This window comes from Adhaeribacter terreus (genome assembly GCF_042657365.1).
Taxonomy (GTDB): domain Bacteria; phylum Bacteroidota; class Bacteroidia; order Cytophagales; family Hymenobacteraceae; genus Adhaeribacter_A; species Adhaeribacter_A terreus.
Window position 1 is genome coordinate 234,709 of record NZ_JBHSKT010000007.1, and the last position, 23,403, is coordinate 258,111.

General features: G+C 40.8%; 24 protein-coding genes, 1 other RNA gene and 1 pseudogene. 9 read left to right on the forward strand and 17 right to left on the reverse strand.

What is annotated here, in order from left to right; translation table 11 throughout:
- Positions 1-227: 227 nt before the first annotated feature.
- The 3 genes from ACFPIB_RS13060 to ACFPIB_RS13070 are packed head-to-tail and all read left to right on the forward strand — an operon-like array spanning position 228 to position 4,163.
- Positions 228-2,591 carry a penicillin-binding protein 1A gene (locus ACFPIB_RS13060; protein ID WP_378017905.1) on the forward strand — a complete coding sequence of 788 codons (2,364 nt, stop codon included), beginning with the start codon at positions 228-230 and terminating at the stop codon, positions 2,589-2,591.
- Between the two features lie 36 nt (positions 2,592-2,627).
- On the forward strand, positions 2,628-3,461 hold the full coding sequence (locus ACFPIB_RS13065; protein ID WP_378017952.1) for a pseudouridylate synthase: 834 nt from the start codon (positions 2,628-2,630) through the stop codon (positions 3,459-3,461).
- A 39-nt stretch (positions 3,462-3,500) separates the two neighbouring features.
- Positions 3,501-4,163 (forward strand): hypothetical protein, encoded by a 663-nt coding sequence (locus tag ACFPIB_RS13070; RefSeq protein WP_378017906.1) that lies wholly within the window; start codon positions 3,501-3,503, stop codon positions 4,161-4,163.
- A gap of 135 nt (positions 4,164-4,298) precedes the next feature.
- On the opposite strand, the gene arsB is transcribed toward ACFPIB_RS13070, so the two are convergent.
- The 9 genes from arsB to ACFPIB_RS13115 all read right to left on the reverse strand — a co-directional run bounded on the left by arsB (position 4,299) and on the right by ACFPIB_RS13115 (position 10,710).
- Positions 4,299-5,393: an ACR3 family arsenite efflux transporter gene (gene arsB, locus ACFPIB_RS13075; RefSeq protein ID WP_378017907.1), complete on the reverse strand. Its 1,095-nt coding sequence runs from the start codon at positions 5,391-5,393 to the stop codon at positions 4,299-4,301.
- Positions 5,394-5,528: 135 nt separating this feature from the next.
- Positions 5,529-6,290 (reverse strand): metallophosphoesterase family protein, encoded by a 762-nt coding sequence (locus ACFPIB_RS13080; protein ID WP_378017908.1) that lies wholly within the window; start codon positions 6,288-6,290, stop codon positions 5,529-5,531.
- A gap of 27 nt (positions 6,291-6,317) precedes the next feature.
- Complete coding sequence (locus ACFPIB_RS13085) at positions 6,318-6,788, reverse strand: DUF6428 family protein (RefSeq protein WP_378017909.1); 471 nt, start codon at positions 6,786-6,788, stop codon at positions 6,318-6,320.
- An 18-nt stretch (positions 6,789-6,806) separates the two neighbouring features.
- Positions 6,807-7,361, reverse strand: a complete 555-nt coding sequence (locus ACFPIB_RS13090) for an ArsI/CadI family heavy metal resistance metalloenzyme (protein WP_378017910.1) — start codon at positions 7,359-7,361, stop codon at positions 6,807-6,809.
- Between the two features lie 19 nt (positions 7,362-7,380).
- Positions 7,381-7,710, reverse strand: coding sequence for an ArsR/SmtB family transcription factor (locus ACFPIB_RS13095; RefSeq protein ID WP_378017911.1), 330 nt, complete (start codon positions 7,708-7,710; stop codon positions 7,381-7,383).
- A gap of 143 nt (positions 7,711-7,853) precedes the next feature.
- Positions 7,854-8,771, reverse strand: coding sequence for a TIGR01777 family oxidoreductase (locus ACFPIB_RS13100; RefSeq protein WP_378017912.1), 918 nt, complete (start codon positions 8,769-8,771; stop codon positions 7,854-7,856).
- Positions 8,772-8,874: 103 nt separating this feature from the next.
- Positions 8,875-9,531 carry a GTP cyclohydrolase I FolE gene (gene folE, locus ACFPIB_RS13105; protein WP_378017913.1) on the reverse strand — a complete coding sequence of 219 codons (657 nt, stop codon included), beginning with the start codon at positions 9,529-9,531 and terminating at the stop codon, positions 8,875-8,877.
- On the reverse strand, positions 9,521-9,931 hold the full coding sequence (locus ACFPIB_RS13110) for a 6-pyruvoyl trahydropterin synthase family protein (RefSeq protein ID WP_378017914.1): 411 nt from the start codon (positions 9,929-9,931) through the stop codon (positions 9,521-9,523). Before ACFPIB_RS13110 ends, folE begins: the two co-directional genes overlap by 11 nt.
- Positions 9,932-10,233: 302 nt before the next feature.
- Positions 10,234-10,710, reverse strand: a complete 477-nt coding sequence (locus ACFPIB_RS13115) for a hypothetical protein (protein ID WP_378017915.1) — start codon at positions 10,708-10,710, stop codon at positions 10,234-10,236.
- Here ACFPIB_RS13115 and ACFPIB_RS13120 point away from each other — a divergent pair.
- Positions 10,703-10,933 (forward strand): hypothetical protein, encoded by a 231-nt coding sequence (locus ACFPIB_RS13120; RefSeq protein WP_378017916.1) that lies wholly within the window; start codon positions 10,703-10,705, stop codon positions 10,931-10,933. The two genes, ACFPIB_RS13115 and ACFPIB_RS13120, sit on opposite strands and share 8 nt — an antisense overlap.
- A gap of 22 nt (positions 10,934-10,955) precedes the next feature.
- Here ACFPIB_RS13120 and ACFPIB_RS13125 read toward each other — a convergent pair whose 3' ends face one another.
- Positions 10,956-12,113 carry a DNA polymerase III subunit gamma/tau gene (locus ACFPIB_RS13125; RefSeq protein ID WP_378017917.1) on the reverse strand — a complete coding sequence of 386 codons (1,158 nt, stop codon included), beginning with the start codon at positions 12,111-12,113 and terminating at the stop codon, positions 10,956-10,958.
- Between the two features lie 221 nt (positions 12,114-12,334).
- On the opposite strand from ACFPIB_RS13125, the gene ACFPIB_RS13130 reads away from it, so the two are divergent.
- The 5 genes from ACFPIB_RS13130 to ACFPIB_RS13150 all read left to right on the forward strand — a co-directional run bounded on the left by ACFPIB_RS13130 (position 12,335) and on the right by ACFPIB_RS13150 (position 16,206).
- Positions 12,335-12,901, forward strand: a complete 567-nt coding sequence (locus ACFPIB_RS13130; protein ID WP_378017918.1) for a DUF2975 domain-containing protein — start codon at positions 12,335-12,337, stop codon at positions 12,899-12,901.
- 2 nt (positions 12,902-12,903) lie between these two features.
- Positions 12,904-13,110, forward strand: coding sequence for a helix-turn-helix domain-containing protein (locus tag ACFPIB_RS13135; protein ID WP_200506951.1), 207 nt, complete (start codon positions 12,904-12,906; stop codon positions 13,108-13,110).
- 224 nt (positions 13,111-13,334) lie between these two features.
- Positions 13,335-13,704, forward strand: a transfer-messenger RNA (tmRNA) gene (gene ssrA / locus ACFPIB_RS13140).
- A gap of 541 nt (positions 13,705-14,245) precedes the next feature.
- On the forward strand, positions 14,246-14,938 hold the full coding sequence (locus ACFPIB_RS13145) for an outer membrane beta-barrel protein (protein ID WP_378017919.1): 693 nt from the start codon (positions 14,246-14,248) through the stop codon (positions 14,936-14,938).
- Positions 14,939-15,264: 326 nt separating this feature from the next.
- On the forward strand, positions 15,265-16,206 hold the full coding sequence (locus ACFPIB_RS13150) for an OmpA family protein (protein WP_378017920.1): 942 nt from the start codon (positions 15,265-15,267) through the stop codon (positions 16,204-16,206).
- A gap of 410 nt (positions 16,207-16,616) precedes the next feature.
- Here ACFPIB_RS13150 and ACFPIB_RS13155 read toward each other — a convergent pair whose 3' ends face one another.
- The 7 genes and pseudogenes from ACFPIB_RS13155 to ACFPIB_RS13185 form a co-directional block, all read right to left on the reverse strand.
- On the reverse strand, positions 16,617-18,011 hold the full coding sequence (locus ACFPIB_RS13155; RefSeq protein WP_378017921.1) for an undecaprenyl-phosphate glucose phosphotransferase: 1,395 nt from the start codon (positions 18,009-18,011) through the stop codon (positions 16,617-16,619).
- 369 nt (positions 18,012-18,380) lie between these two features.
- Positions 18,381-19,524, reverse strand: a pseudogene (locus ACFPIB_RS13160) (IS3 family transposase).
- Positions 19,525-19,644: 120 nt separating this feature from the next.
- A complete protein-coding gene (locus ACFPIB_RS13165) occupies positions 19,645-20,124 on the reverse strand; it encodes a glycosyltransferase (protein WP_378017922.1) in 480 nt (159 codons plus the stop codon).
- Positions 20,121-20,564, reverse strand: a complete 444-nt coding sequence (locus ACFPIB_RS13170) for an oligosaccharide biosynthesis protein Alg14 (protein WP_378017923.1) — start codon at positions 20,562-20,564, stop codon at positions 20,121-20,123. Before ACFPIB_RS13170 ends, ACFPIB_RS13165 begins: the two co-directional genes overlap by 4 nt.
- Positions 20,565-21,662, reverse strand: coding sequence for a glycosyltransferase family 4 protein (locus ACFPIB_RS13175; RefSeq protein ID WP_378017924.1), 1,098 nt, complete (start codon positions 21,660-21,662; stop codon positions 20,565-20,567).
- Between the two features lie 30 nt (positions 21,663-21,692).
- On the reverse strand, positions 21,693-22,274 hold the full coding sequence (locus ACFPIB_RS13180; RefSeq protein WP_378017925.1) for an LbetaH domain-containing protein: 582 nt from the start codon (positions 22,272-22,274) through the stop codon (positions 21,693-21,695).
- Between the two features lie 13 nt (positions 22,275-22,287).
- Entirely contained in the window at positions 22,288-23,400 is a 1,113-nt protein-coding gene (locus ACFPIB_RS13185) for a glycosyltransferase (RefSeq protein ID WP_378017926.1), read from the reverse strand.
- Positions 23,401-23,403 lie beyond the last annotated feature (3 nt).

Consider the following 23,403-nt stretch of genomic DNA (forward strand, 5'->3'; position numbering starts at 1 on the left):
TTTTAGGGAAACGGGTTAAATGGGAAGTTGTTTTCCTGAATTTTAGGTTAAAAATTCGGCCGAAAAGTTTTTTAATTTTACTTTTTCTGCTGAAAATCATAGCGTTCCGGAAGTAAAATAGTAAAAAATGCTTAAAACCGGAAATGCCAGAATCCGCATTTAAAACTTTATATTTGTAAAATTTTTTCTGCCCGGCCGGAGCATTTTCCGGATCGGGGAATTTTACAATGTCTGAACAAGAACAACCGAATAACCCTAAACCCTCTAAAAAGTTTGCGCGGCTGGTAAACTGGCTCTGGCGTTTTTTTGCCTTAGGCCTTATCGGGTTTCTGGTTTACCTTTTCCTCGTCGATATCAATTTTCTTTTCCTGTTTGGCGCTTCGCCGAGCCTTGAAAAACTGGAAAATCCTAAAACGGAACTCGCTTCTGAACTTTACACCGAAGACGGTAAACTGATCGGGAAATATTTTCGCGAAAACCGCAGCCCGGTAAAGTACGAGAAAATTTCGCCGATGCTAATAAAAGCGTTGGTGGCTACCGAAGACGTACGTTTTTATAACCATTCGGGTATAGATCCGGAAGCTATGCTGGGTGTAATAGTGGCGTTAGCGTCCGGCGAAAACCGGGGCGGTTCTACGCTTACCCAGCAGCTGGCCAAAAACCTGTATAAGATCCGGACCGAAAAATCGAAAGGGGTTTTGGGTTATATTCCGGGTGTGAGTACGCTCATAAATAAAACCAAGGAATGGATCACGGCAGTGAAGTTAGAGCAAAATTATTCCAAACAGGAGATCCTGACGATGTACCTGAACACGGTAGATTTTGGCAGTAATTCCTTCGGTATAAAAGTGGCGGCCAAAACGTTTTTCGGCACTTCGCCCGATAGTTTAAAAACTGAAGAAGCTGCCGTTTTGGTGGGTTTGCTGAAAGCGCCAACGTCGTATAGTCCCCGTTTTAATCCTGAAAATTCTCTTCGCCGTCGGAATGTAGTGCTTGCGCAAATGGCCAAATACCGGGTAATTACTCCAAAGATGGCCGATTCTTTAAGTGCTTTACCATTGGTGCTGAAGTATAAAGTTGAAAATCATTACGATGGTCCGGCTACGTATTTCAGAGGTGCCGTGAGCGAATACGTGAAAAAATGGTGCGCTGAAAATGGCTACGATCTGTACCGCGATGGGCTGAAAATTTATACAACCATAGACTCGCGTTTGCAAACCCTGGCGGAACAGGCGGTAGAAAAACGCATGCGCGATCTGCAGAAGAAATTCAAACGGCACTGGGGCGACAAAAATCCGTGGGTGGACGACAAGGACAAAGAAATTCCGGGTTTCCTGGAAGCCAGCATGAAGCGCACTGAATATTACAAAGCGCTGAAAAAGCGATTCAACAACAACCAGGCGCAGATCGATGCTGAATTGAATCGTCCGCGGCAGATGAAAGTTTTTACCTGGGATAATGACAGCCTGGAGAAAACCATGGTGATGAGCCCTATGGATTCTCTGGCCTATTATAAGAAAATTCTGCGCGCCGGCATGGTAACCATGGATCCGCATTCGGGTCAGATCAAAGCCTGGGTAGGTGGTATCAATTTCAAATATTTCAAATACGACCACGTAAAGCAGGCTAAACGGCAGCCGGGTTCTACGTTCAAGCCGTTCGTGTACGTTACTGCTATTGATAAAGGTTATGCGCCTTGCGACCGTATGCAGGATAAGCGTATAACCATAAATTACATGGAAAATGGTGAAGCCAAAAGCTGGAGCCCGCACAACGCCGATTATCATTTCTCGGGCGCGAATATTACGTTGCGGCACGCCATGGGTAAATCTATTAATTCTGTAACGGCGCAATTAACCGAAAAAGTTGGTTGGGAAACGGTAGCAGAATACGCCCATAAACTCGGGATCAAAAGCAAATTATTGGCCGTGCCTTCTATTGGTTTAGGTTCCTCCGATGTTTCGCTGTTTGAATTGGTGGGCGCTTACGGTACGTTCATGAACAACGGTTTCCGGACGGAGCCCATGTTCGTAACCCGCATAGAAGACCGTAACGGCAACGTGATCCATACCTTTATGCCGAAGCAGAAAAAAGTGATCAGTTCTGAAACGGCCTGGCTTATGACCTACATGCTGAAAGGCGGTATGGAAGAGCAGGGTGGAACATCGCAGGCACTTTGGGAATACGACCTGGGCTGGCGCAAAGGCAATGAAGTAGGCGGCAAAACCGGTACCACTTCCAATCACTCCGATGGCTGGTATGTTGGCGTAACCAAAGACTTAATTACCGGTGTGTGGGTAGGCGGCGACGACCGCAGCATTCACTTCCGGACTTCCAGCATGGGTGAAGGTTCTAAAACGGCGCTACCAGTTTTTGGTATCTTTATGGAAAATGTGTACAAAAATCCGGACCTCGGGTATAAATTCGGACGCTTTCCAAAACCAACCGTGAAGATCCGGAAGAAGTATATGTGCCAATCATTTATTCCGAAGCCAAAGGTAGATTCGCTGCAGTTGAAAGATGCGCAGGATATGGTGCCGGAAGGCGGCGAACCCGTAAACGAAGAATCGCCGCCGGTGCTGGTACCGTAATTCCTTTCCTCTTTTAGTTTTGAAATTGTGAAGCGGATGCTGCCAGGCCCGATCCCGCGTGAAAAAGAATGTTTCATTTCCTTTCAGGAACCGATCGATTCTTATGCGCTGCCGGAAAAATTTACCTATCCTTTTAAATACACGCCCCATCCGCTTTGCCTGCTGGCTGCTGAAGAGCTGCAACGCCATTTAAAAGCGCAAACCGAATGGGAGCATAATTTTGGCCTGGAAGAAGGGAAAACGGGCGCCGTAATTGGCAAAATGTTTGGCGTTTTGCTGGTCCGGAATGCTCAAAAGGAAGTTGGTTACCTAGCCGCCTTTTCGGGGAAATTAGCCGGTGGCTACCACCACGCCAACTTTGTTCCGCCCGTTTACGACAGTTTATTGCCCGGCAGTTTCCTGAATACCGGCCTGCAGGAACTTACCCGAATGAACCTGGAAATAAGCGCCCTTCAGCAAAATACAACTGCCCAAGATCAGGATAAAATTGCCTTGCTAAAAGATTTGCGCAGGCAGCATTCCGTTACGCTTCAGGAAAAGCTTTTCGATCAGTATTTGTTTTTAAACCAGGCCGGCCAGGAAAAAAGCTTACGCACCATCTTCCGGGAAAATACCAGCCATGGTCCCGGGGCCGGGGCCGGCGATTGTGCCCTCCCGAAGCTTTTGCAATTTGCGTTTCAAAACATCCTGGAGCCGCTGGCTATGGCCGAATTCTGGTGGGGTTTATCGCCTAAATCCGCTTCCTGGAAACACGGCCATTTTTACCCGAGTTGCCGCGAAAAATGTGCCCCGGTGCTGGCGCACATGCTGGCCGGGTTGGAAATGGATGATAAACCAGATATGATTGATGAAGCGCTGCTAGTGGCTTGATAAATTATTTGATTTATATTGACTTCAAAGAGAATATTTATGGGCATAGGAAGAAGGCAATTTTTAAAATTGACTAGTTTGGCGTTAGTAGGGATTTCGATTGATCCTTTCCAATCTGTTATTACCACGGACGATGTTTACATCAATAAAAAATTAGGTATTCTGTTTCATAAGCCAAAATCCTGGGGTTTTATTAAAGTTGCTGATTTTGGTAAATTAAAGGATAGTCAAATCCTTAATGAAGGTTGGGAAGAAATCAAAGAGTTGGTTCATGAAGAAATAGGTGAACCAATTTGTATAGCAACAAAATATTATCACGATTCACCAGATAATAAAGGAATATTTTCGCCAACTATTACCCTGAATATTACTCCAAAAGAAGAATTGGAAGATCTTGGTTATGAAAGTTTTGAAGAGCTTTTGAAACTTTCTAAGGAAGGAGTATCCCAAATTCTAAAAGATTTTAAGGTCTTGAAAGAGTATGAACCATATTATTTATCCGGAAGTAAATTTTATGAATATGATGCTCAATATCTTTTTGAGCATATAGACATTGATAAACCATTACTGGTAGAACTGAAAGTGCTTAAAGCAGAGCATAACGGGTTTTACTACGATTTCAATTGTCATCAATCATCTGAGCAAAATCAGGTTGCAATTCGCGAATTTGATGAGTTTAAAAAGTCTATAAAGTTAATCTGAAATTTTTATGCCGTTTTATGCTGTTGTTGGCAAGAACACCAACAACGGCGACCAATTTTTCAGGAATACAAAAAACAGCCTGTTCGAAAATGCAGGCTGTTTCTATGAAAAACGGTATCGTTCCTGGCTTAAAAACTACCTGGCCGTTTCTGGTATTTCCTTCTCCAAAGTAGGGGTGGTGTGGTAGTATTTCTTCCGGAACCAGTAAGCAAAATTAACTAGTGCGATCAAGGCCGGAACCTCAATTAAGGGACCTACCACACCGGCAAACGCTTGTCCGGAATTCAAACCGAAAACCCCGATAGCCACCGCAATGGCCAGCTCGAAATTATTGCCTGTGGCGGTAAACGCTACGGAGGCATTCTGGGCATAATTGGCGCCTAAATACTTGCCCATGTAAATGCTCACCACAAACATAATGGCAAAGTAAATTACCAGTGGAATGGCAATGCGCACCACATCCAAAGGAATATTCACGATCAGGTTGCCTTTCAGACTGAACATGACGATGATGGTGAACAGTAACGCAATTAAGGTGATGGGGCTGATGGCCGGAATGAATTTCTGCGTGTACCAAGCATCGCCTTTCAGCTTTCTTAAAAAGTACCGCGACAGGAAACCCAGCAAAAACGGTATGCCCAAATAGATGAAAACACTTTCAGCAATGTCGCTCATTTTAATGTCTACGATCTTTCCTTCCAGACCAAACCAGGTTGGTAAAACGGTAATGAAAACGTAGGCGAAAACGCTATAGAAAAGCACCTGAAAAATGCTGTTGAAAGCAACTAAACCAGCAGCGTATTCACGGTCGCCTTCGGCCAGTTCGTTCCAGACCAGCACCATAGCAATGCAGCGCGCTAGCCCAATTAGAATAATGCCCACCATGTATTCCGGGTAATCGTGCAGGAAAATGATGGCCAGCAGAAACATCAGAACCGGCCCGATGATCCAGTTCAAAACCAGCGACAGCGTGATAACTTTTACGTTCTGAAAAATGCGGCCGAGTTGTTCGTATTTCACTTTGGCCAGCGGCGGGTACATCATTAAGATCAGGCCAATGGCAATGGGAACGTTTACCGTGCCGGCCTGAAATTTATTGATGAAGGATTCGGCTTGCGGGAAAACGTAGCCCAGCAAAACGCCGATGCCCATGGCTACGAAGATCCAAACAGTCAGGAAACGGTCCAGTACAGATAATCTTTTCTTTTTTTCAACGGTACACTGACTCATTTTTTAGAGAGGTTGTTTTAATTTAATTTTTTATTTTCCACCCCGGCCTGTCCCCTTACAGGACGGAAGCGAGAGATGTCCTGTAAGGGGACAGGCCGGGGTAAGGGCACTACGCATAAGGCTTTTCTCCAAATCCTAAAATGCCTTCCGCAACATCTCGGCGTATTCGTTCGGCAGTTTGCTGTTTTCTACTGCCTGAGCCGCTTTTTCCACGTCGTATTCGAACCGCACAAATTCAACTTCAATACTTTTTGGATCAGAATTGCTGGCGTTTTCCGGAATGTTGAGCATTACGTAACAGCCGCGCGGGTCGCCGTCTTTGGGTTTACCCACCGAACCTAAATTAATGGCGTGGCGGAAATTCCCTTCGTCTTCTAAAGTGCGGTGGTAAGGTTTATGCGTGTGGCCGAAGCACATGATGTCGGCATCGGCGTCTTTCATAATACGGAGCAGGCTTTTCTCTTCGCGGTCTTCAAACAGGTATTCGTTTATTTTCCGTGGACTGCCGTGTACCAGAAGCAGGTTCAGTTTGTCGTCGTTCAGCTGAAAATCTACCCGGATGTGGGCTGGCAGCGTGCGCAAATATTGTCTTTCCTCCGGCTGCATCTGTTCGTTGGTGAAGGAGATGGAAACCTTGCCGTTGGCTTTGTCCTGGTCGGTTTTGTAGGCGCAGCCGCATTCGTCGGAGCTGCGGCCGATGCCAAAATCGTAGTTGCCGGCAATAGTAGGAATGCCGCGTTTGCGGATTGCATTCACCACTTCGTTGGGCCAGATGTTGTAGCCAACCAGGTCGCCGAGACAATAAACAGCATCGGGTTTCTTAACATCCAGATCGGCAAAGAAAGCTTCCAGAGCCGGTAAATTGGCGTGGATATCGGAGAATAAAGCGATTTTCATGATTTCTTAAAATGAGAATTTATTAGTTTAGCAGCAGCCGCTGCCCGGCGTGCAGGCATTGCCAGATTGCAGGTCTTTCAGGTTTATGCGAAGTTTTTCTTTCGGAATGCCGCATTTATTCGGAGCCAGGCAATTGGTGGTGGTAGAAAGTAAAAGGAAATTGTTGCCGTCGTGGCCCAGGTGGTATTTGCCGATGGTTTCGGCCTGGTATTCCACTTCAATTTCCAGATCTTCTTCCATGCCAAGCTTTTGCTCTGAAAGCGCGATTATATTAAGCAGTTTCTGCGGTTTAAGGCGGTGTTCAAAATCGTTGGCATCCCAGAGTTGGAAGTTGGCCACTTTTTCGGTGCGCATGGTGCCGCCGCAGTCTATAAAATGTTTGGTTACCACACCCACTTCGGTTACATGAAAATGTTCCGGAACCAAGGAGCCATTCTCCAGTTTAAAATTCACCGCTTCGGCAGTGGCTAACAGGTTTTTTACTTCAGATAATTTCATGATCTCTGGCTTTTAAAATTAGCAACAGGTGTTTTTTTGTGTAGTGATCAAATTGCTCAAATCGAATTCTGATTTTTCTGCTGCCGAAGCCGGTTCGCGGCAGGCGGTTTCGGCTTTATTCGGGCTTTCCTGAATCGGAGTAATGCAGCAGGCTTCGGCGCTTTGGGTTTCGTAATGCGGGTCGTTAAATTCGGCATCTTCGTGGAAATAGTACACTTCCCATTGCACGCCGTCGGGGTCGTTTACCCAGTATTTATCTTGTTTGGCGTAGCAGCAATTGGTCCCCATTTCTTCTTTGGCTACCAGGTTCTTTTCGCGAGCTGCCGCCAGTTTTTCTTCCAGTTCAGCCAGCGTTTCCACCTGAAAGCCCAAATGCCCGAAATTGCTTTGAACCCGGGCCGGATTTTCTACAAAAGAGATAATGAGCGAGGGTTTTTCGAGAACGAATTTGGCGTAGCCGGGCTTTATTTTGGTAGCTTCCTGACCAAAAAAAGTAGTGTAAAAATCTACAGTTTTTGCGATGTTGCCTACATACAAACTTACGTGCATGCGCGGAAATACATTTGCGTTCATGGCTTTTTAATTTAAAAGGTTAACAACACGTATTTTTAATTTCTAATTTTCCAAAAAAGGCGGAAAGTAATTCCAGGTTTTTCTTCCAGTTTTCAGCATCTATGCAATAGCAAATGGCGTTGCCTTCTATGTTGCCTTTTATAAGGCCGGCCGTTTTCAGTTCTTTTAAGTGTTGCGAAACGGTAGGCTGCGCCAACGGAAGTTCGTTTACAATGTCGCCGCAAATGCAGGAATTGTGTTTTAGCAGAACTTCTAAAATGGCAATTCGCGCCGGATGCCCTAAAGCTTTTGCTAAACTGGCAAGTTCATTTTGCTGTGGCGTAAACTGATCGGTTTTAGTTAAACCCATATTTTTATTATTTGTTCATTGCAATATTACGATTATGATGTAAAAAAGTAAAGCCTTTTGCTGATTTTATTTTGCAAAAGGCTTTTCTGGCTTTTAGAAGTAATTTTTAAATGATAAAACGCTATAGTTTTAACCTAAAAAACTCAGGCTTCCTGGTGGTAAAAAGATTCCAGCGCTTCTTCTACTGAATTGTACTCGAATGTAAAACCAGTGTGTAGCACTTTGGCTGAACTCACGCGTGAACCGCCTAAAACTACTTCACTCATTTCTCCAAGCACCAGTTTAACGCCAAACGCCGGAATTTTGGGCACGATCAGCGGACGATGCATTACTTCGGCCAGCGCTTTGGTAAATTCTTCATTCGTAACCGGGTTTGGGGCAACCGCATTATAAACGCCGTTAAATTGCTGTTCTTCAATGGCTTTAATAAAAAGGCGACAAAGGTCATCGATGTGGATCCAGCTCATGTATTGTTTACCGGAACCCAAGGGCGCACCAGCCATCATTTTTACCGGTTTGGCCATTTGCGGAAGCGCGCCTCCCAAGTTAGAAAGCACCAGTCCAATGCGGAAAATTACCGTCCGGACATCGAGCTCGTGCATTTGCCAGGCCGCTTTTTCCCAATTCCTGGCTACTTCCGCCAGAAATTCATCGGCAGCATAAGGGCTTTCTTCGGTTATCAATTGTTCGCCGGTGTTGCCATAAATACCAATTGCCGAAGCCGAAAGAAAACCTTTTACGTGGTTTGGCGTGTTTTTAAGGCAATTATAAAGCAAATTGGTGCCATGTACGCGACTATTCAGGATCTCTTTTTTACGTTCGTCGGTCCATTTTTCGTCGCCTACGCTTGCTCCGGCCAGGTTAATGATGTAGTCGGCCCAATTAATGGCGTGGTCGTCGATGTAATTTTGTTTCAGATCCCAACGGAAGGCTTTATAACGGGAGAAATTATTGGGCTGCCGGCTCAGGTGGGCTACTTCGTAACCCGAATCGATGAGCATTTCAGTAAGCCTGGTGCCAACTAAACCGGTGCCGCCGGTAATTAAAATTTTTCCTGCCATTTGCTTTGCCTGTGTGCGAAGTGGGCTATAACGGTTTAAACGATTCACTGGAAAATTAAAGTATACGCATTATAACCAGAATGATCTTTTAAAGTTCTAAAGATTAAGGTTTTCTGAGGTATTGTAAAAATTCGTTACGGTATTGTGCTTCCTGAAACACGCCGCTGTATTCCGAAGTAATGGTGTTGCTGCTGATGTCGTTCACGCCACGGCTCATTACGCACAAATGGTCAGCTTCTATCAAAACGGCCACGTTTTCTGTGCGCAAGGCTTTCTTCAGTTCGTGCGCGATCTGTATGGTAAGGCGCTCCTGAACCTGCGGGCGTTTGGCGTAATATTGTACAATACGGTTCAGCTTCGATAAACCTACTACGTGTTCGTTTGGAATATAAGCTACGTGTGCTTTGCCTACGATAGGTACAAAATGATGCTCGCAATATGAAAACAAGGTTATATTCCGCTCCACCAGCATCTGGTTGTAATTATAATGATTACTGAAAGAACGGGCGTGCGGACGGTTTTTCGGATTCAGGCCAGCAAAAACTTCTTTCACGTACATTTTAGCCACGCGGTGCGGGGTGCCTTTCAGGCTGTCGTCCCTAAGGTCTAAACCCAGCGTGTGCATAATTTCGGTAAAATGGCCTTCAATGATCTGGATCTTATCGTCGTCGGAAAGCTCAAAAGCATCGGGGCGGAGCGGGGTTTGCTGGGAAGCGCTCAGGTGGTCGTAACCGTGATCGTGTTGGTCGCTATTCTCCATTATATTCTACAAAGTTTCGTTCGGTTTCAAAAAGCGTAACAGAAAGTGCAAATTCCGGCTCAATTTTCGCGCGCAGCAAATTCCAGGTTACTATAGCAATGTTTTCGGCAGTGGGGTTCAGATTGCGGAATTCTTCCGTATCGAGGTTCAGGTTTTTATGGTCGAACCGCGCAATGATCTCTGTGGCAATAAGTTTGCTGAGTTTTTTCAGATCGTACACATAACCGGTTTCCTTGTTGACTTCGCCGGTAAGTTTCACGATCAGTTCGTAATTATGGCCGTGAAAATTAGGACTGTTGCAAAGTCCGAAAAACTCCTGATTCTGCGCTTCCGTCCAGGCCGGGTTGTGCAACCGGTGGGCAGCATTGAAATGTTCTTTACGGCAAACGGTTATTTTCATGTTTCTATTCCACAGCAACACCGGTTTTGATCCGGAGCCGAAAGACAAAGATAAGGGTAGTTTCTGATATTTCTGATTTTAAGGGGCTTGTTTCTGAATGGCAGGCCGGGGAAGCAATTTAAACAGTTTTTTGCCTGAAAATGATAGCGTTTCTAATTACGGCTGAAGCGATGGAATTGGTTTGTAGACTTTTTTGATTTGAAAGCATATCGTTTTCGAACTGGTATGATGCTGATTTTAATGCTACTGAAAACGAAAAAGGGTATTCATAAAGAATACCCTTTCCGTTAATTTTCTTCTGCTTAAAAATCTGTGTCAAGACCCAAACGTTGCTTCAGTTCTGTCAGTACCGGATATTGTTCGGCCAGGAAATTGTACTTATCAATTGAAGTATAAAGCCGCTTGGCGCCAACCACTTCCACAAATTCTACGATCACGTTCAGTTTGTTGTTCTGTAGCTTGCGTCGAATTTCGCCCAGTAACTCAGCTTTTACGTCGTTGAACTGCTCTACCTGCACCGGGTTATCTACTTTTAAGTGAATTTCGGTACCGTTTTGCAGCTCGAAGTTGCGGTTCAGGATCATGTATTCTGAAACTTTACCTTCCTGGTTTTTCCGTTGCGCAAAAGCGAACCAGGCAGTGCGAAGTGCCTCCATTTCAATTGGCTTTTGCTGGCCGGGGCGCATATCCAGTTCAGCTTCCGCAACTTCAGTAGTTTCTTCCTGGAAATTACCGGTGCTGATCTTTTCTTTCAGGCTGCTTAAACTGAACTTGCCCATCGTTTTCTTGGGCGCATGCACCGATGGTTTTACAAACCCAGTTTCCGCCGCTGATGGCTCGGCAACGGTAGGAACGCCGGGTGCGGCTACTTCGTCGGAACGCAGCAGGTTGGCCGAAATTTCTTCCGGAGTTGGTATTTTTACTTCAGTTTTCGGAACGAAAGGTGCAGGCGGTAATTTATCGCCGCCGGGTTCTAAAGCCGTGGCCGAAGAAGTAACGTGATGCGTAGGGGAGCCGGCAGGTTTTACGCTACCGGCATCAGCTTTTTTCCGGCGCCCTCCGTAACTCCTGCACTTGCAAAGTTCACGGCGGCGTTCAGGTAAGCCAGTTTCATTAAAGCCAATTCTACGTGCAGACGCTGGTTTTTGCTGGCTTTAAAGTTTTGGTCGCATTGCGAAACGATGTTCAACCCGGAAAGCAAAAATGAAAGCGGCGCTTTGTTGGCCTGCTCGGCATATTTGGCTTTAATATTATCCGAAACTTCCAGCAATTGCACGGTAGCGTTGTCTTTGCAAACCAGCAATCCGCGGAAATGCTCGCCGATGCCCAGTACAAAATTATGCGCATCGAAGCCTTTTTTCAGCACTTCATCAAAAAGTAAAAGCGCGCCGGAAAGGTTTTCGGTTAAGAGGTAATCGGTAAGTTTGAAGTAGTAATCGTAATCTAAAATGTGCAGGTTATCTATCGCGCTCTTGTAGGTGATATTGCTGCCACTGAAAGTTACCAGCTGGTCAAAAATACTCAACGCATCGCGCAGCGCGCCGTCGGCTTTCTGGGCAACCAAATGCAGCGCATCGGGTTCGGCCTGAATGCTTTCTTTGCCGGCAATTCCCTGTAAATGCTTCACCATGTCGTCGATCCGGATTCTATTAAAATCGAAGATCTGGCAGCGGGAAAGGATGGTCGGGATAATTTTGTGACGCTCGGTAGTTGCCAGAATGAAAATGGCGTAGCTCGGCGGTTCTTCCAGGGTTTTCAGGAACGCGTTGAAAGCCGAATTGGAAAGCATGTGCACCTCATCTATAATATAGATCTTGTACTTTCCGGTTTGCGGCGCGTACCGAACCTGCTCCACCAGGTTCCGGATGTCTTCCACGGAGTTGTTGGAAGCGGCATCGAGCTCATGTACATTGAAAGATGCATTGTTGTTGAAACTCACGCACGATTCGCAGGTATTACAAGCTTCAGTTTCCGGCGTTAAGTTCGTACAGTTGATGGTTTTGGCTAAAATCCGCGCACAGGTGGTTTTACCAACGCCCCTCGGACCGCAGAATAAAAAAGCCTGCGCCAGGTGGTTATTGGTGATCGCGTTTTTTAACGTGGTGGTAATGTGGCGTTGCCCAACTACACTATCGAACGTACTTGGCCGGTATTTCCGCGCCGAAACAACAAAATTTTCCATCACTACAAAGATACAGCTAAAGGCTTAGAAAGGCAATTGGATTGTTTTAAGAGTTTGGGGTAGGTTGTCTGAAAAGAGATGCTGAAGTTAAAACGCTATGGTTTCAGGGCTTAAAAGTAAGTGTGGTATAATTAGGAATAAAAATTTATTGAAAAACGATAAAATAGTATTGTTTTGTATTTATAGCTTCCTTATGTTTGTAAAAATAAAACGCAATCACGATGGAACGTAACAAATTATTATTCTGGGTCACGGCCTGCTGCCGCATCATGCAGGTTGTTCAAATTGGGTTGATCATCCTGCTTACCTATTATGTGGTTAATTGGCACATCGACCCCCAGTATTACGACGACTGGAAGTTTTCCGGTTCTTTGGGAAAGCTGAGTATCAGTAATCCCATCCATACGGCTGCTTCCGAAATGGACACTACCCGCACCTTTATGGTAAGCCAGTTGCAGCCTTTTTCGGTTTACATGATCTATATTCAAATTCTGATGCAAATGGTTTTATGGATCCTGGTAGTGCAGGAATTTGTGAAAGTGATACAGGCCGTGAAACGAGTGCAGACTTTCCGGGAGCAGAATGTAAAATCCTTCCAGAAAATTGCGGGTTATTTGCTCTGGATATTCATCATTTCAGGTTTTACTTTTGTTGCGGCTGGCAATACAGGCCATTTTAGTTTCGATTTCAGTTTTACAACGCTGGTGCTCATGCTGGCTTCCTACATCCTGGCCGAGATATTTAAAGAAGGCAACCGCCTTTACGAAGAAGAACAACTTACCGTCTGAATATGCCGATCATCATAAATTTAGACGTAATGCTGGCTAAACGGAAAATGTCGGTAACGGAAATTGCCGAGAAAGTAGGCATTACGATGGCTAATATTTCCATTCTGAAAAACGGCAAAGCCAAAGCAATCCGGTTTTCTACCTTAGAAGCCATTTGCAAAGAACTCGATTGCCAGCCCGGTGATATTCTGGAGTACAGAAGTGAATAGGTTTTCAGGTCCCCCTTTGGAGGGGGTAGGGGGAGGATCACGCATATTGGACCAAATTATCGAAAAATGTAAAATCCTCCCCTACCCCTCCAAAGGGGGACTTTGAATCTTCAAACAAAAACAAAAAACTGAAACTATTTCCCCCGAAAAAAACGTTATACTTCTGACTGAAAAAAGTATCTTTGCAGACTTGTACTGAAAAGATACAACGTTCTTTAATTTATGGGGTAGACCGGAATTGACAGCTTGAGCAGATTCCGTGTAAGCATGTCGGGAGTTGAATGTATCTCCTGTTAAAAAGTCATTCGAACAATAACTGGCGAATATAACTACGCCATGGCTGCTTAATCTAGGTATTAACGCATAAGCCATTGTCCCGCAAGAGCGCCGTTTTACCGCGTTTGCATCAGGGGCATCGAAACGTGAAACTAGTCTGAAGGAAACTGCGGCTTTCGGGCGAAATAAAGCAGATAAGGTAAATTCATAGGTTTGATCCAGCCTGGGTTTATTCGAAAATCAACTGGAAGCTAAGCATGTAGAAAGCGCGAGGGTTTCCTTGTCTGGACCAGGGTTCGAATCCCTGCTACTCCACCAATTTTTTTTCCGCTATCGGGTTTCTGAAAAGAAAGCTGGTAGCGGTTTTTTTTTGTCCGTACTTTTTGGTGCTTAAACCATAGCATTTTTCATTCAGCTGACTTTTAAGGCATAAAACCATAGCGTTTTTCAATTGGCTTATTTAAATACTTTTTACTCTTCGGTTATTAAGTATTGGGGTTACAATCTCTATAGAAAAAAACGTCTCCAGTAAAATTAGTTTTGGAAGCAGTTCAACGCAGCGTAATCAGCTCAGAATAATTGATTAAATCCACGTATTGAATTGCCTGCTAAATTGGATTATATTCTTATTCAATTATCATTTGTAGGGTAAGAATTATATTTATAGTTAACATTTGGTTTCTTACTTTATGTACTGAATTTTAGTGGTTACTTTGTTGTAAATATCTGTAATACAATGATTTAAAATTATTGTGTGGTTTGTTGGTAAATTTCAAAATTATATGTAGTCTTGTAAAAGAATAGCATATAACAATTGGTTAATTATTGTTCAATAATCTACTATTATAATTCATTCAAAATGAACTACTTAAAACTTGCCTTGGCTGCTTTGCTTTGCATTGTGGGTATGGGGCATGCTCAGGCACAACGGGGAAAAGTAAACTATGAAGTTAGAAAATTCTGGATCGCCGGATTAGGAATAAATGGAGTTGACGATTCTGGAACTGAATTGAGAGAACCATTGCGGATAGGCAATAACTGGAATATTATGCCTATTCCATCCAAGCTGTTTATTGAACGCCATATTTATAAAGGCTTTAGTGTTCAATTAAATGGTTCTTATAACAAATATAAAGCGGGTAAACAGGTTAATTTGGAAGTAAATAAAGCTACCCAACTTTTCTACGCAATTGACGGTACGGCTAAATTCGATCTGAATTATTTGTTTGGTCCTACAAAATGGTTCGATCCTTATATTGGCGGTGGATACGGTTTTACTTCATTAGGCCCTAAAAAAGATTTCAGTGCCCATAAACAAAATATTTGGTATAACCATTTAGGTTTAGGCGCTAATATGTGGATTACAAATAGAGTAGGGGTAAACCTGGAATCTATGGGTAAGTTTAGCTTTAGCGGCGGCGCAACCAGCTACAAACAACATTCAATAAGCGTTATCTATAAATTTGGTGGTTCTAAAATGTATGGCGGCCGTTTCAGAAATAGCCAGACCGAATCTGCTGTAGATCACCTGAACCGAATTATGGGTAAATAATTTTCTGGTAATGCATACTGGAATTTCAGATGCTTGATATTAATAAGATTCATAAATTTTTTCCTGTTCATCAGGTAACTTTCGTAGCGGACTAACAATCCTTTTCCAACTATTACAAAGTCCGCTACGAAAGCTCTTTTGCAAATTATTCCTCCCTTTTCCATCTGAGTTTCTTATATACAGGTTTGTAAAATTCGTTTACAAAAATCTTCTACGACTCCATGTTCAATAAAATGAAAAAATTAATTCCTTTCGTGATTTTTTGTGCCTGCGCTCAATTTCAAAGTTATGCACAGAAGAGAAATAGCAACGATCCAATAAAAAATGTGAATACCTATACCGATGAGGAATTAGTAAAACTTTCAGAGTATATAAGAAGGTTAGAAGCCCGCGACTCGCAGGGTGAATTAACTTATAAGGAAGAAGACCTGATAAAATTGTCGGGTTACATTAAAGAATTAGAAAAGAAAGATTCTTTGCTGACTATTTTGCAATCAGACTTTAAAACGTTGCAAAGCGAAAGAAATCAACTTCAGACTGCATTGGCGCAATCGGAAACAAAGCTGAAAGAGCTAAGCGCAAGTATTGAAGTGGGACAGAAAAGCAATCAACTTGCATTTGCAGGAGAATCGTTTGCTTCCAAACCAGTTGCCGGCAGATATGCTGTTCAGGCCGGCGTTTTTTCTACCCAGGCCAATGCCAAAAGAATGGCCAATAAAATTAAAGCCCTCGACCCGGGTACTTCTGTTTCTGTAGAAGAAGAAGTGGTAAATGGGGAAAAAGTACATCGCGTTTTGGCAGGCAACTTTTCAAAAACAAACCAAGCCAACGCTTTTAGTGCAAATCTGAAGAAAAACGGAATTGTTAGTATCGTGAAGGACGTAAATCCAACTGGCGGTACTATTTCTAAAAAACAGGTTCATGAGAAAGTATTACAAACTTATGGTAAGATCATTCAGTTCGATCTGAATTCGGCTACGCTAAAAGCAGGATCTTCGCGGGTGTTAGACAATATAGCCGAGTTATTAAAGAAAGACCAAAATACGTTTGTAATTGAAGGCCACGCTGATATTACCGGTCCTGTAGATTGGAACCAAGAATTATCGGAGTTACGGGCTAATACCATTAAAGATTATCTGGTTTCAAAAGGAATTGAATCTTCACGGTTAACTACTAAAGGATATGGCTCTAGCAAGCCGCAGCATTCTAATAAAACGGAAGAAGGCCGGGCTCAAAACAGAGTAGTAATTATAAAACCAGTTATTTAGAACTTAAGCGTTTTACATAAAAAAATCCGAAGCTGTCTGGCTTCGGATTTTTTTATGCCTAATTTACTGGTGTAAAATAAAACGCTATGATTTTTACCTTAAAAACTGATTAGCTAAACGAAAATGTTGATGTAGAAAATGCTATTAGTTTTTAGTCATAAAATGATAGCGTTTTCAAAATGAAGTTCAGCTATGATTTAGAGGGGAATTATGTAGTCGATTTTCAGTGGTAGATCTGACTTAGACAAGATTACTAATAATACAGATTTTACACTAATGGCTTTGAGCAAAGCATTGCATCTTTCTCTTTAAAAGATATGTTTTACCAAAAAGGAAATTTTATATGGAATTGCGTTTTAAAAGATATTTCCTGAAAGTAAATCAATTATGCATAGCATGTAAATTCTGATTTAGAAAGCTTTCTCACTTCCTCTTATTGCCTGCCAAGCCGTAAGTATAATAATTTTCATATCCAGCAATAAAGACCAATTTTCCAGGTACCAGATATCAGCATTAATCCTTTTTTCCATGTATTCGGTCGTTTCCGTTTCGCCCCGCAAACCGTTTATTTGGGCCCAGCCCGTAATTCCCGGAATAAGAAAATGGCGAACCATATATTTGTCTATTACTTGTGAATAGTCTTCAGTATGTTTCAGCATATGCGGCCGCGGCCCAACTACCGACATATCTCCGAACAATACATTTATAAATTGAGGGAGTTCATCTAAGCTGGTTTTACGCATAAATGCACCTACCCGCGTTATCCGGGAATCGCCGCGCTTAGCTTGTTTACGGTCAGAATCCTGATTAACAGTCATGCTTCTGAATTTTAAGCAATAAAAAGGCTCATTATTTTTGCCAGAACGAAGCTGTCTGAAAAAAACCGGTCCTTTTGAATCCAATTTAATAAAGATTGCTATTAACGGAACCAGCCAGCTGTGTAAAAACACGATAACCGCTAACGAGAATACAATGTCGAACATGCGTTTTACGATTTCATTAGCTTTATCTTCCAATGGTTCACGACGCGGAGTAAGTACAGGTAAGTGTCCATATAATTCCACCATGTAATGGTTTTTAAAATAATCTTTTACATCTGGCACTAATTTTATCCGGATCAGGCGTTTATCTGCTTCTTCCACCAAGCTCATTACCTGATTGTAAGCCATATCCGGCAACGCACAATAAACTTCCGCAATGTCGTTTTTTTCTACGTAATCCAGGCATTCGTTAATTTTTCCCAGTACCGGATTGATATTTGGCATCGCCGGAATATGATCATCGAAAAATCCGGCTACCTCATAACCCAGCTGTTTATTCTTGTTAATATAATTATAGACATCTACTCCCAACGTACCAGCCCCTACAATTACAATTTTCTTAAATTTCACTAATGACCAGCGCCGTGGTTTTCGGATCAAGAGGAAGAGCGTTTTCCATCCCAGGATTAGGATACTAAATAAAATAAAGAAGGCGATCGTTAACAGTGCCGGGAATTTTTCATAAGGAAGTGCAAACCTTTGAATAATTACCATGAAAATAAAAAGGATCAAAGACTGAATCGAAAGCTTTATAGCAGGTATGCTGTCACGTTTGAATATATCTTCATACAAGTTATTCAGCGTAGCGCTGACAAACCATATAATATTAACCAGCAAAAACCGAACGTGGTAGTTCTCAGATACATTTTCCCATAGTTTCTCCGGATTTTGAATGACAAAGCATGTGTATAAGCACAAGTTCAGCAGAAAAAAATCTGTAACCAGGTTTATGGCTTTCGAGAAAGCTGTATATCGGATAGTCATTGAGATACGAGAACTGTAGAAAAGCTGATGATTCAACTAAATAAATCACTCAGAAGTTTGTTATAGTTTCAAAACTAGATATTTATAATAATGGCGCTGATCCTTAATTACTATGTTGCATACAAAGATAACTGAAAACAATGGATATTAGCTTTATTTGTTTTATTATTTAGTAGAAAAATTAATAAAACGCTCTTTGTATTTGATGTTAAAAGTGATTATTATATCAATTTAATCCATTGATATACTTTAGATAAAATAGTAGTTTATTATTAAGTAGAGTGTAACGAAATAATCAAGGAGTAATGTAAGTACCCAAAAGTAGCACAATTCAAAAGTAGACAATTCTTAACTCAATTATTCCCACTACTATGAAGTGGTAATGTGGTAAACCTTTTGAGTTGACTTTTTGAGCAGAGGCAGGTTTTCCATATTTCCACTTCCTTTTTTTAGCGGCCATTCGGTAGGTGTGAGGTTTCCCAATGCTTCATGCTGTCTTTGGGTATTGTAGTGCTCCATCCACTCCCGGGTAAGTTGCCTGACCTCTTCCAGGTCAAAGAACAAATATGCGTCTAATATTTCTCTCCGGTAACTGCCGTTAAAACGTTCGATAAAGCCATTCTGCATCGGCTTTCCCGGCTGGGTAAACTGAATGCTGATCTTTTCTCTCTCACACCACAAGCTGAAGTCAGCGCTGGTGAACTCCGGACCGTTGTCTACACTGATCGCTTTGGGCTTTCCCCGCCAGTCAATGAGCTGTTCCAGGCTGCGGATCACGCTTTTAGCACCGATAGAGGTAGCTATTTCTATGGCCAACGCTTCCCGGTTGCAGTCATCGATCACGTTCAGGGGTCCTGAACTTATTGCCCGAAGCCAGGCTGTCACTCATAAAATCCATGCTCCAGCTGCTATTGAGTTCCTGTTGCTGTACTAAGGGCTGCTTTACCCGGGCCGGTAATCTGCGTTTTTTTCTTCTTGTTTAGCTTCAAAAGCTTGTAGATGCAGTATACCCGCTTATGGTTCCATGCTTTACCTTTTCTCCTCAGGCAGGAGAATAGCTTTCGGAAGCCATAAACAGGATGCGCAGCTGCCAGCTCCTGCAGGGCTGTGATCACTTCTGAATCATTCCGGCAGCTTTTATAATAGTACTTCGAACGCGAAAGCCCGCTAAAATTACAGGCCCTGGAAACCGATAAGCCATGATCTGAAACAAGTTCTTCGGCTAAGGCTTTCTGCTGCCAGGGCCCCAGCCTTTTTTTGTGATCACCTCCTTCAGAATCGCATGGTCCAGGCTCAGGTCGGCAAACATCTTTTTAAGCCGTTGGTTCTCTTCCTCCAGCTCTTTGAGCCGCTGCACATCCGAGGCCTCCATACCTCCGTAGCGGCTCTTCCACTTGTAAAAGGCCGCCCGGCTGATCTCCAGCTCCCGGCAAATGTCCTCAGCCTTACGGCCTGCTTCGTGCTCCATGAGAGCTTTCACGATCTGGCTCTCGGTAAATCTTGTCTTTTTCATCTTATCAGTTTAAAATTAAACATTTCTGTCTACTTTTAAACAGTTCCGTTTTTAGGGATACTTACAAAAAAGTCTATCACTATATAGTAATTAAAGTGAAACTAAATTGGATTGATGATTTTAAGAATTTATAAAATTTTCAATTGATTTTATTAAAGTAGTGGAAGCTTGGGGTCCAATTTTATGTAAAGGTTTTAATTCTCCATTTAACATGTCTCTTAGTTTAAAAATTAATTCGCTTTCATTATAAGAGACGTTAATAAAGTTAAGTTTGTCGAACATTTTAGCCGTTGCTAATTGGTGATCATTCCGGTGTTCGTTAAGCGAAGCTAATCGTGGCAAAATAAGGATCGGTTTTTCTGATTGCAGGGCAGAGATTATTGTGCCCATACCAGCATGACTAATAATTAAATCTGATTTATAAAAATATTTTTGAAAATCAGTTGGATTTAAAAAATCGAATGTTTCTATATTTTTTGCTTTATACCTTGTTTCAAAAACTTGAGCAACAATTGACATCTCTAATTGAGGTGCAATTTCATCTAAAGTTTTAATTAATCTATCGAAAGGGGCTTGCGTGCCAATAGTTACAAATATCATGATAATACGTTTCCAGCAAAAGTGATTTTTTGAGTTGCTAAATCAGGCCATTGAGTATATACTTTATCTGCAAAATGCAGTGCTATTTTACCGCTTAAGGACACTTTTTCTACATTAGCAATACTATCAACCCAAATTGTTTTAGATCCAAGTAATTTACCAGCAATTATTCCCATAAGGCCTGGTGCGGCCCCTGTAGAGATAATTACCTGTGGTTTCAGTGTATAAACAACTTTTGCTACCCGAAAAGCTAAGTAAATTAATTTTAGCTTATTCCACCTGTTGGCATCTGGAACAGCATAAAAGCTCATTCCATTTACAGTGGAAGCAAAGCTTGCTTTTGTAGACATGAAACTAATATCGTGGCCTTCAAAAGCCGATAATAACCGTAATAGTTGAATCCAATGACCGCCCGCAGAGGCTATAGCTAATATTTTCATTTATTTTAATAAACTTTTATAAATGCCTTCCAATTGCAGGAATACACTTTCAGGATAATATTCCTTAATTCTATTTAATGAATTATATCCCATTGATTTGATTAAGGTAGGGTTGTCTAAAAAAGCCGCCATTTTTTTTGCTAACTCATTTATTTCGCCTGGAACTATTAAATACCCATTCTCATTATCTAAAACAATTTCTGGTATACCACCAACATTACTTGCTATAACTGGCATTCCAAATGACATAGCTTCTAGAATTGACATAGGTAAACCTTCAAAATAAGAAGGTAAAATATAAACATCAGAGTTAATTAATGTATCGTGCTTTTGTTCTTCCTTGATCCAACCTAAACGCTTGATACAATCTGTTAGATTATATTTATTAATTAATTGGGTGAGTTTAGTGCTTTCTCCTTCACCTCCAATCAAAACTTCAAATTGATCAGGATATAAATTTTTTAAAATTGCAGTTGCTTCAATAAGATCAAAAATGCCTTTTTTTTCTTTTATAATTCCCAGAAATAAAAAAGTTGTCTTATTAGAAATTTTAGTTTTTTTCTGAATTAAACTTAGCTCAGACGCTTTATCAACTAAATTTGGTAATGAAATTACATCATTTAAACCAAAGGTTGCTTTAAAAGTAACTTTCCAGGAATTTGTTAAACAAATAAGAATATCTGCTTTTGTAACTAAATGTTTAATGAAATATTTTAATAAAAGATTCGATTGCTGATAGAAAGTAATAAACTCGCCACTATGAATGTGTAAAATGACCTTTTTCTTTAGAAAATATTTCCCCAAAAAAAATAAAATATATTTCCTTATAAAGCTTCCACGGGTTGCACAATGAAGATGAATAATTCTTAAATTTAAATTAAAACATAATGCTTTAAAAACCTGAAATAATTGCTTAATGCTATAAAATAATACTAATAATTTTAGTTGACGTTTATGAGTAGGTATAAAATTAAAAACTGTAAAATATTGGCTGTATTTTTCAAGCAGTGATCCTATACCACCCTTACTATTTTTATACTCAGGCCCTACAGTTAATACACAATTAGAAATGTATTGATTTATTAATTTTGTTGACATTTAATTACCGGAGCTATATTATATATTGAGCTAATATTCTTCAGAAACAATATTGTTGATATAATCTGATGTTGGTGATTCTTTAGGGATTATTTTACCAGGGTTGCCTAACACAATTGAATTGTCAGGTACATTGAAATTAATATATGAGCCTGGAGCAATTAAAACATTATTCCCTATTGTAATATTTCCGATTATAATAGCATTTGCTCCAATCCAAATTTGATTACCTAATTTCGGATAACCCTTCAGCTTACCTCTGTTCGCCATTCCAATAACGACTCCCGGGGAAATATTTACATTTTTTCCAATTTGAGCTTTGGAATTAATTATTATATTCCCAAAATGGCCAATATAAAATCCTTTACCTATTTGAGTATTCGGTGTAATTTGGAAACCATATTTAAATTGATATTTCAATAATAAACATCGAAATATAACTCCTTTCAAAGAATGTTTATTATAGTACGAGCTTTTTCTTAAATAGTATGAAAACTTAAATCCTGGTATTGTAAAATAAGCCTTATAAAAAGATAAATTGTCATCTTTGCCAATATATCTGAATAGGTCAGACTTAATTAATTTATTTAATTCCTTTTTAGAGGTAATCATCAGACAAATATTATTAACTTAATTCATTAAATATTTTAGAATATAAACTAACCATTTTTTCTAAACTGAATTGATTATGAATTTTGCTGCTAATTGTCTTTGAATTAAAGGGGATTTTTAAAGCATCTGCCCATTTTTTCGCAATATCATTTTCGTCAGTAGTGCATAAAAAGCCATTAAAACTTTTATCAATCATTTCATTTGCCCCACCAACATTAGTAAGTACACACGGTAACCCACAAGCCATGGCTTCCAATGCAGCTATTGAAAACGTTTCACTATTTGAAGTCAAGGTGAATAAATCTGCAGCCCAATAAAAAGGTCTGACATCTTTTTGGAGTCCAGTAAATTTTACAAATTTTTTAAGATTAAGTGAGTTCGTAAAGATTTCTGTTTGATTTCTTTCTTGACCTTCGCCAACAAAGATTAGGTATGCCTTAGTTTTAAATTTTTTATGTAAAATATCTAAAGCTTTTACAGCGCCTAAATGGTTTTTTTCTGGTCTAAAAGCTCCGGTTAAGACTATAACTTTTGAATCTAATGGAATTTCTAATTCTTTTCTTATATTTTCTTTAATTAAATTGTTTGGACTTGTTTTCCACCAAGTAGTTTCAATTCCATTATGAATTGTATTAAATTGGCTTGAATTTATTTTATACCTATTGGCTGTATAAATAGCCTGGTTTTCTGAGACTGTTATTATCAAATCATTTTTTCTAACCAAAAAGGAATAAAATTTTGTTAAAAAATGGTTTTTTCTTGAAAGATGTACTGTAGAATGATAAGAAATAATTCTCCTTGTTTTGGCAATGGTGAACAATAAGGCAAAAGTTGAAATAAAAAAAGTGTAAAAATTAACACAAAATAATATTTGCGGTTTATTTAACTTGATGTATTTTCTTAATTGAAGTAATGGTCTTACATCTAATTTTGACCTTCTGGGGATCTCAATAAATTGTATATGTGGTAATAGGTCAGCTTTAAGCGGGTTTTCTTGGCTTAAACTTATAATTGTTATTTCGAAAATTTCTCTATTTAATAGATTGGCAATTGTAATTAAGAATTTCTCTGCTCCACCTACGCTCAGTCCATGAACTATAAAAAATAATTTTTTTTTATTTGCCATATA

Bases quoted from the DNA above. Each gene is read 5' to 3' on its own strand.
- ACFPIB_RS13175 (WP_378017924.1), bottom strand. From the start codon at position 21,662: ATGTCAACAAAATTAATAAATCAATACATTTCTAATTGTGTATTAACT.
- ACFPIB_RS13155 (WP_378017921.1), bottom strand. From the start codon at position 18,011: ATGACTATCCGATATACAGCTTTCTCGAAAGCCATAAACCTGGTTACA.
- ACFPIB_RS13090 (WP_378017910.1), bottom strand. From the start codon at position 7,361: ATGAACGCAAATGTATTTCCGCGCATGCACGTAAGTTTGTATGTAGGC.
- ACFPIB_RS13165 (WP_378017922.1), bottom strand. From the start codon at position 20,124: ATGATATTTGTAACTATTGGCACGCAAGCCCCTTTCGATAGATTAATT.
- ACFPIB_RS13070 (WP_378017906.1), top strand. From the start codon at position 3,501: ATGGGCATAGGAAGAAGGCAATTTTTAAAATTGACTAGTTTGGCGTTA.
- ACFPIB_RS13095 (WP_378017911.1), bottom strand. From the start codon at position 7,710: ATGGGTTTAACTAAAACCGATCAGTTTACGCCACAGCAAAATGAACTT.
- ACFPIB_RS13100 (WP_378017912.1), bottom strand. From the start codon at position 8,771: ATGGCAGGAAAAATTTTAATTACCGGCGGCACCGGTTTAGTTGGCACC.
- ACFPIB_RS13180 (WP_378017925.1), bottom strand. From the start codon at position 22,274: ATGATTACCTCTAAAAAGGAATTAAATAAATTAATTAAGTCTGACCTA.
- ACFPIB_RS13130 (WP_378017918.1), top strand. From the start codon at position 12,335: ATGGAACGTAACAAATTATTATTCTGGGTCACGGCCTGCTGCCGCATC.
- arsB (WP_378017907.1), bottom strand. From the start codon at position 5,393: ATGAGTCAGTGTACCGTTGAAAAAAAGAAAAGATTATCTGTACTGGAC.
- ACFPIB_RS13115 (WP_378017915.1), bottom strand. From the start codon at position 10,710: ATGGGCAAGTTCAGTTTAAGCAGCCTGAAAGAAAAGATCAGCACCGGT.
- ACFPIB_RS13060 (WP_378017905.1), top strand. From the start codon at position 228: ATGTCTGAACAAGAACAACCGAATAACCCTAAACCCTCTAAAAAGTTT.
- ACFPIB_RS13125 (WP_378017917.1), bottom strand. From the start codon at position 12,113: ATGGAAAATTTTGTTGTTTCGGCGCGGAAATACCGGCCAAGTACGTTC.
- ACFPIB_RS13185 (WP_378017926.1), bottom strand. From the start codon at position 23,400: ATGGCAAATAAAAAAAAATTATTTTTTATAGTTCATGGACTGAGCGTA.
- ACFPIB_RS13170 (WP_378017923.1), bottom strand. From the start codon at position 20,564: ATGAAAATATTAGCTATAGCCTCTGCGGGCGGTCATTGGATTCAACTA.
- ACFPIB_RS13080 (WP_378017908.1), bottom strand. From the start codon at position 6,290: ATGAAAATCGCTTTATTCTCCGATATCCACGCCAATTTACCGGCTCTG.
- ACFPIB_RS13110 (WP_378017914.1), bottom strand. From the start codon at position 9,931: ATGAAAATAACCGTTTGCCGTAAAGAACATTTCAATGCTGCCCACCGG.
- ACFPIB_RS13085 (WP_378017909.1), bottom strand. From the start codon at position 6,788: ATGAAATTATCTGAAGTAAAAAACCTGTTAGCCACTGCCGAAGCGGTG.
- folE (WP_378017913.1), bottom strand. From the start codon at position 9,531: ATGGAGAATAGCGACCAACACGATCACGGTTACGACCACCTGAGCGCT.
- ACFPIB_RS13135 (WP_200506951.1), top strand. From the start codon at position 12,904: ATGCCGATCATCATAAATTTAGACGTAATGCTGGCTAAACGGAAAATG.
- ACFPIB_RS13065 (WP_378017952.1), top strand. From the start codon at position 2,628: ATGCTGCCAGGCCCGATCCCGCGTGAAAAAGAATGTTTCATTTCCTTT.
- ACFPIB_RS13145 (WP_378017919.1), top strand. From the start codon at position 14,246: ATGAACTACTTAAAACTTGCCTTGGCTGCTTTGCTTTGCATTGTGGGT.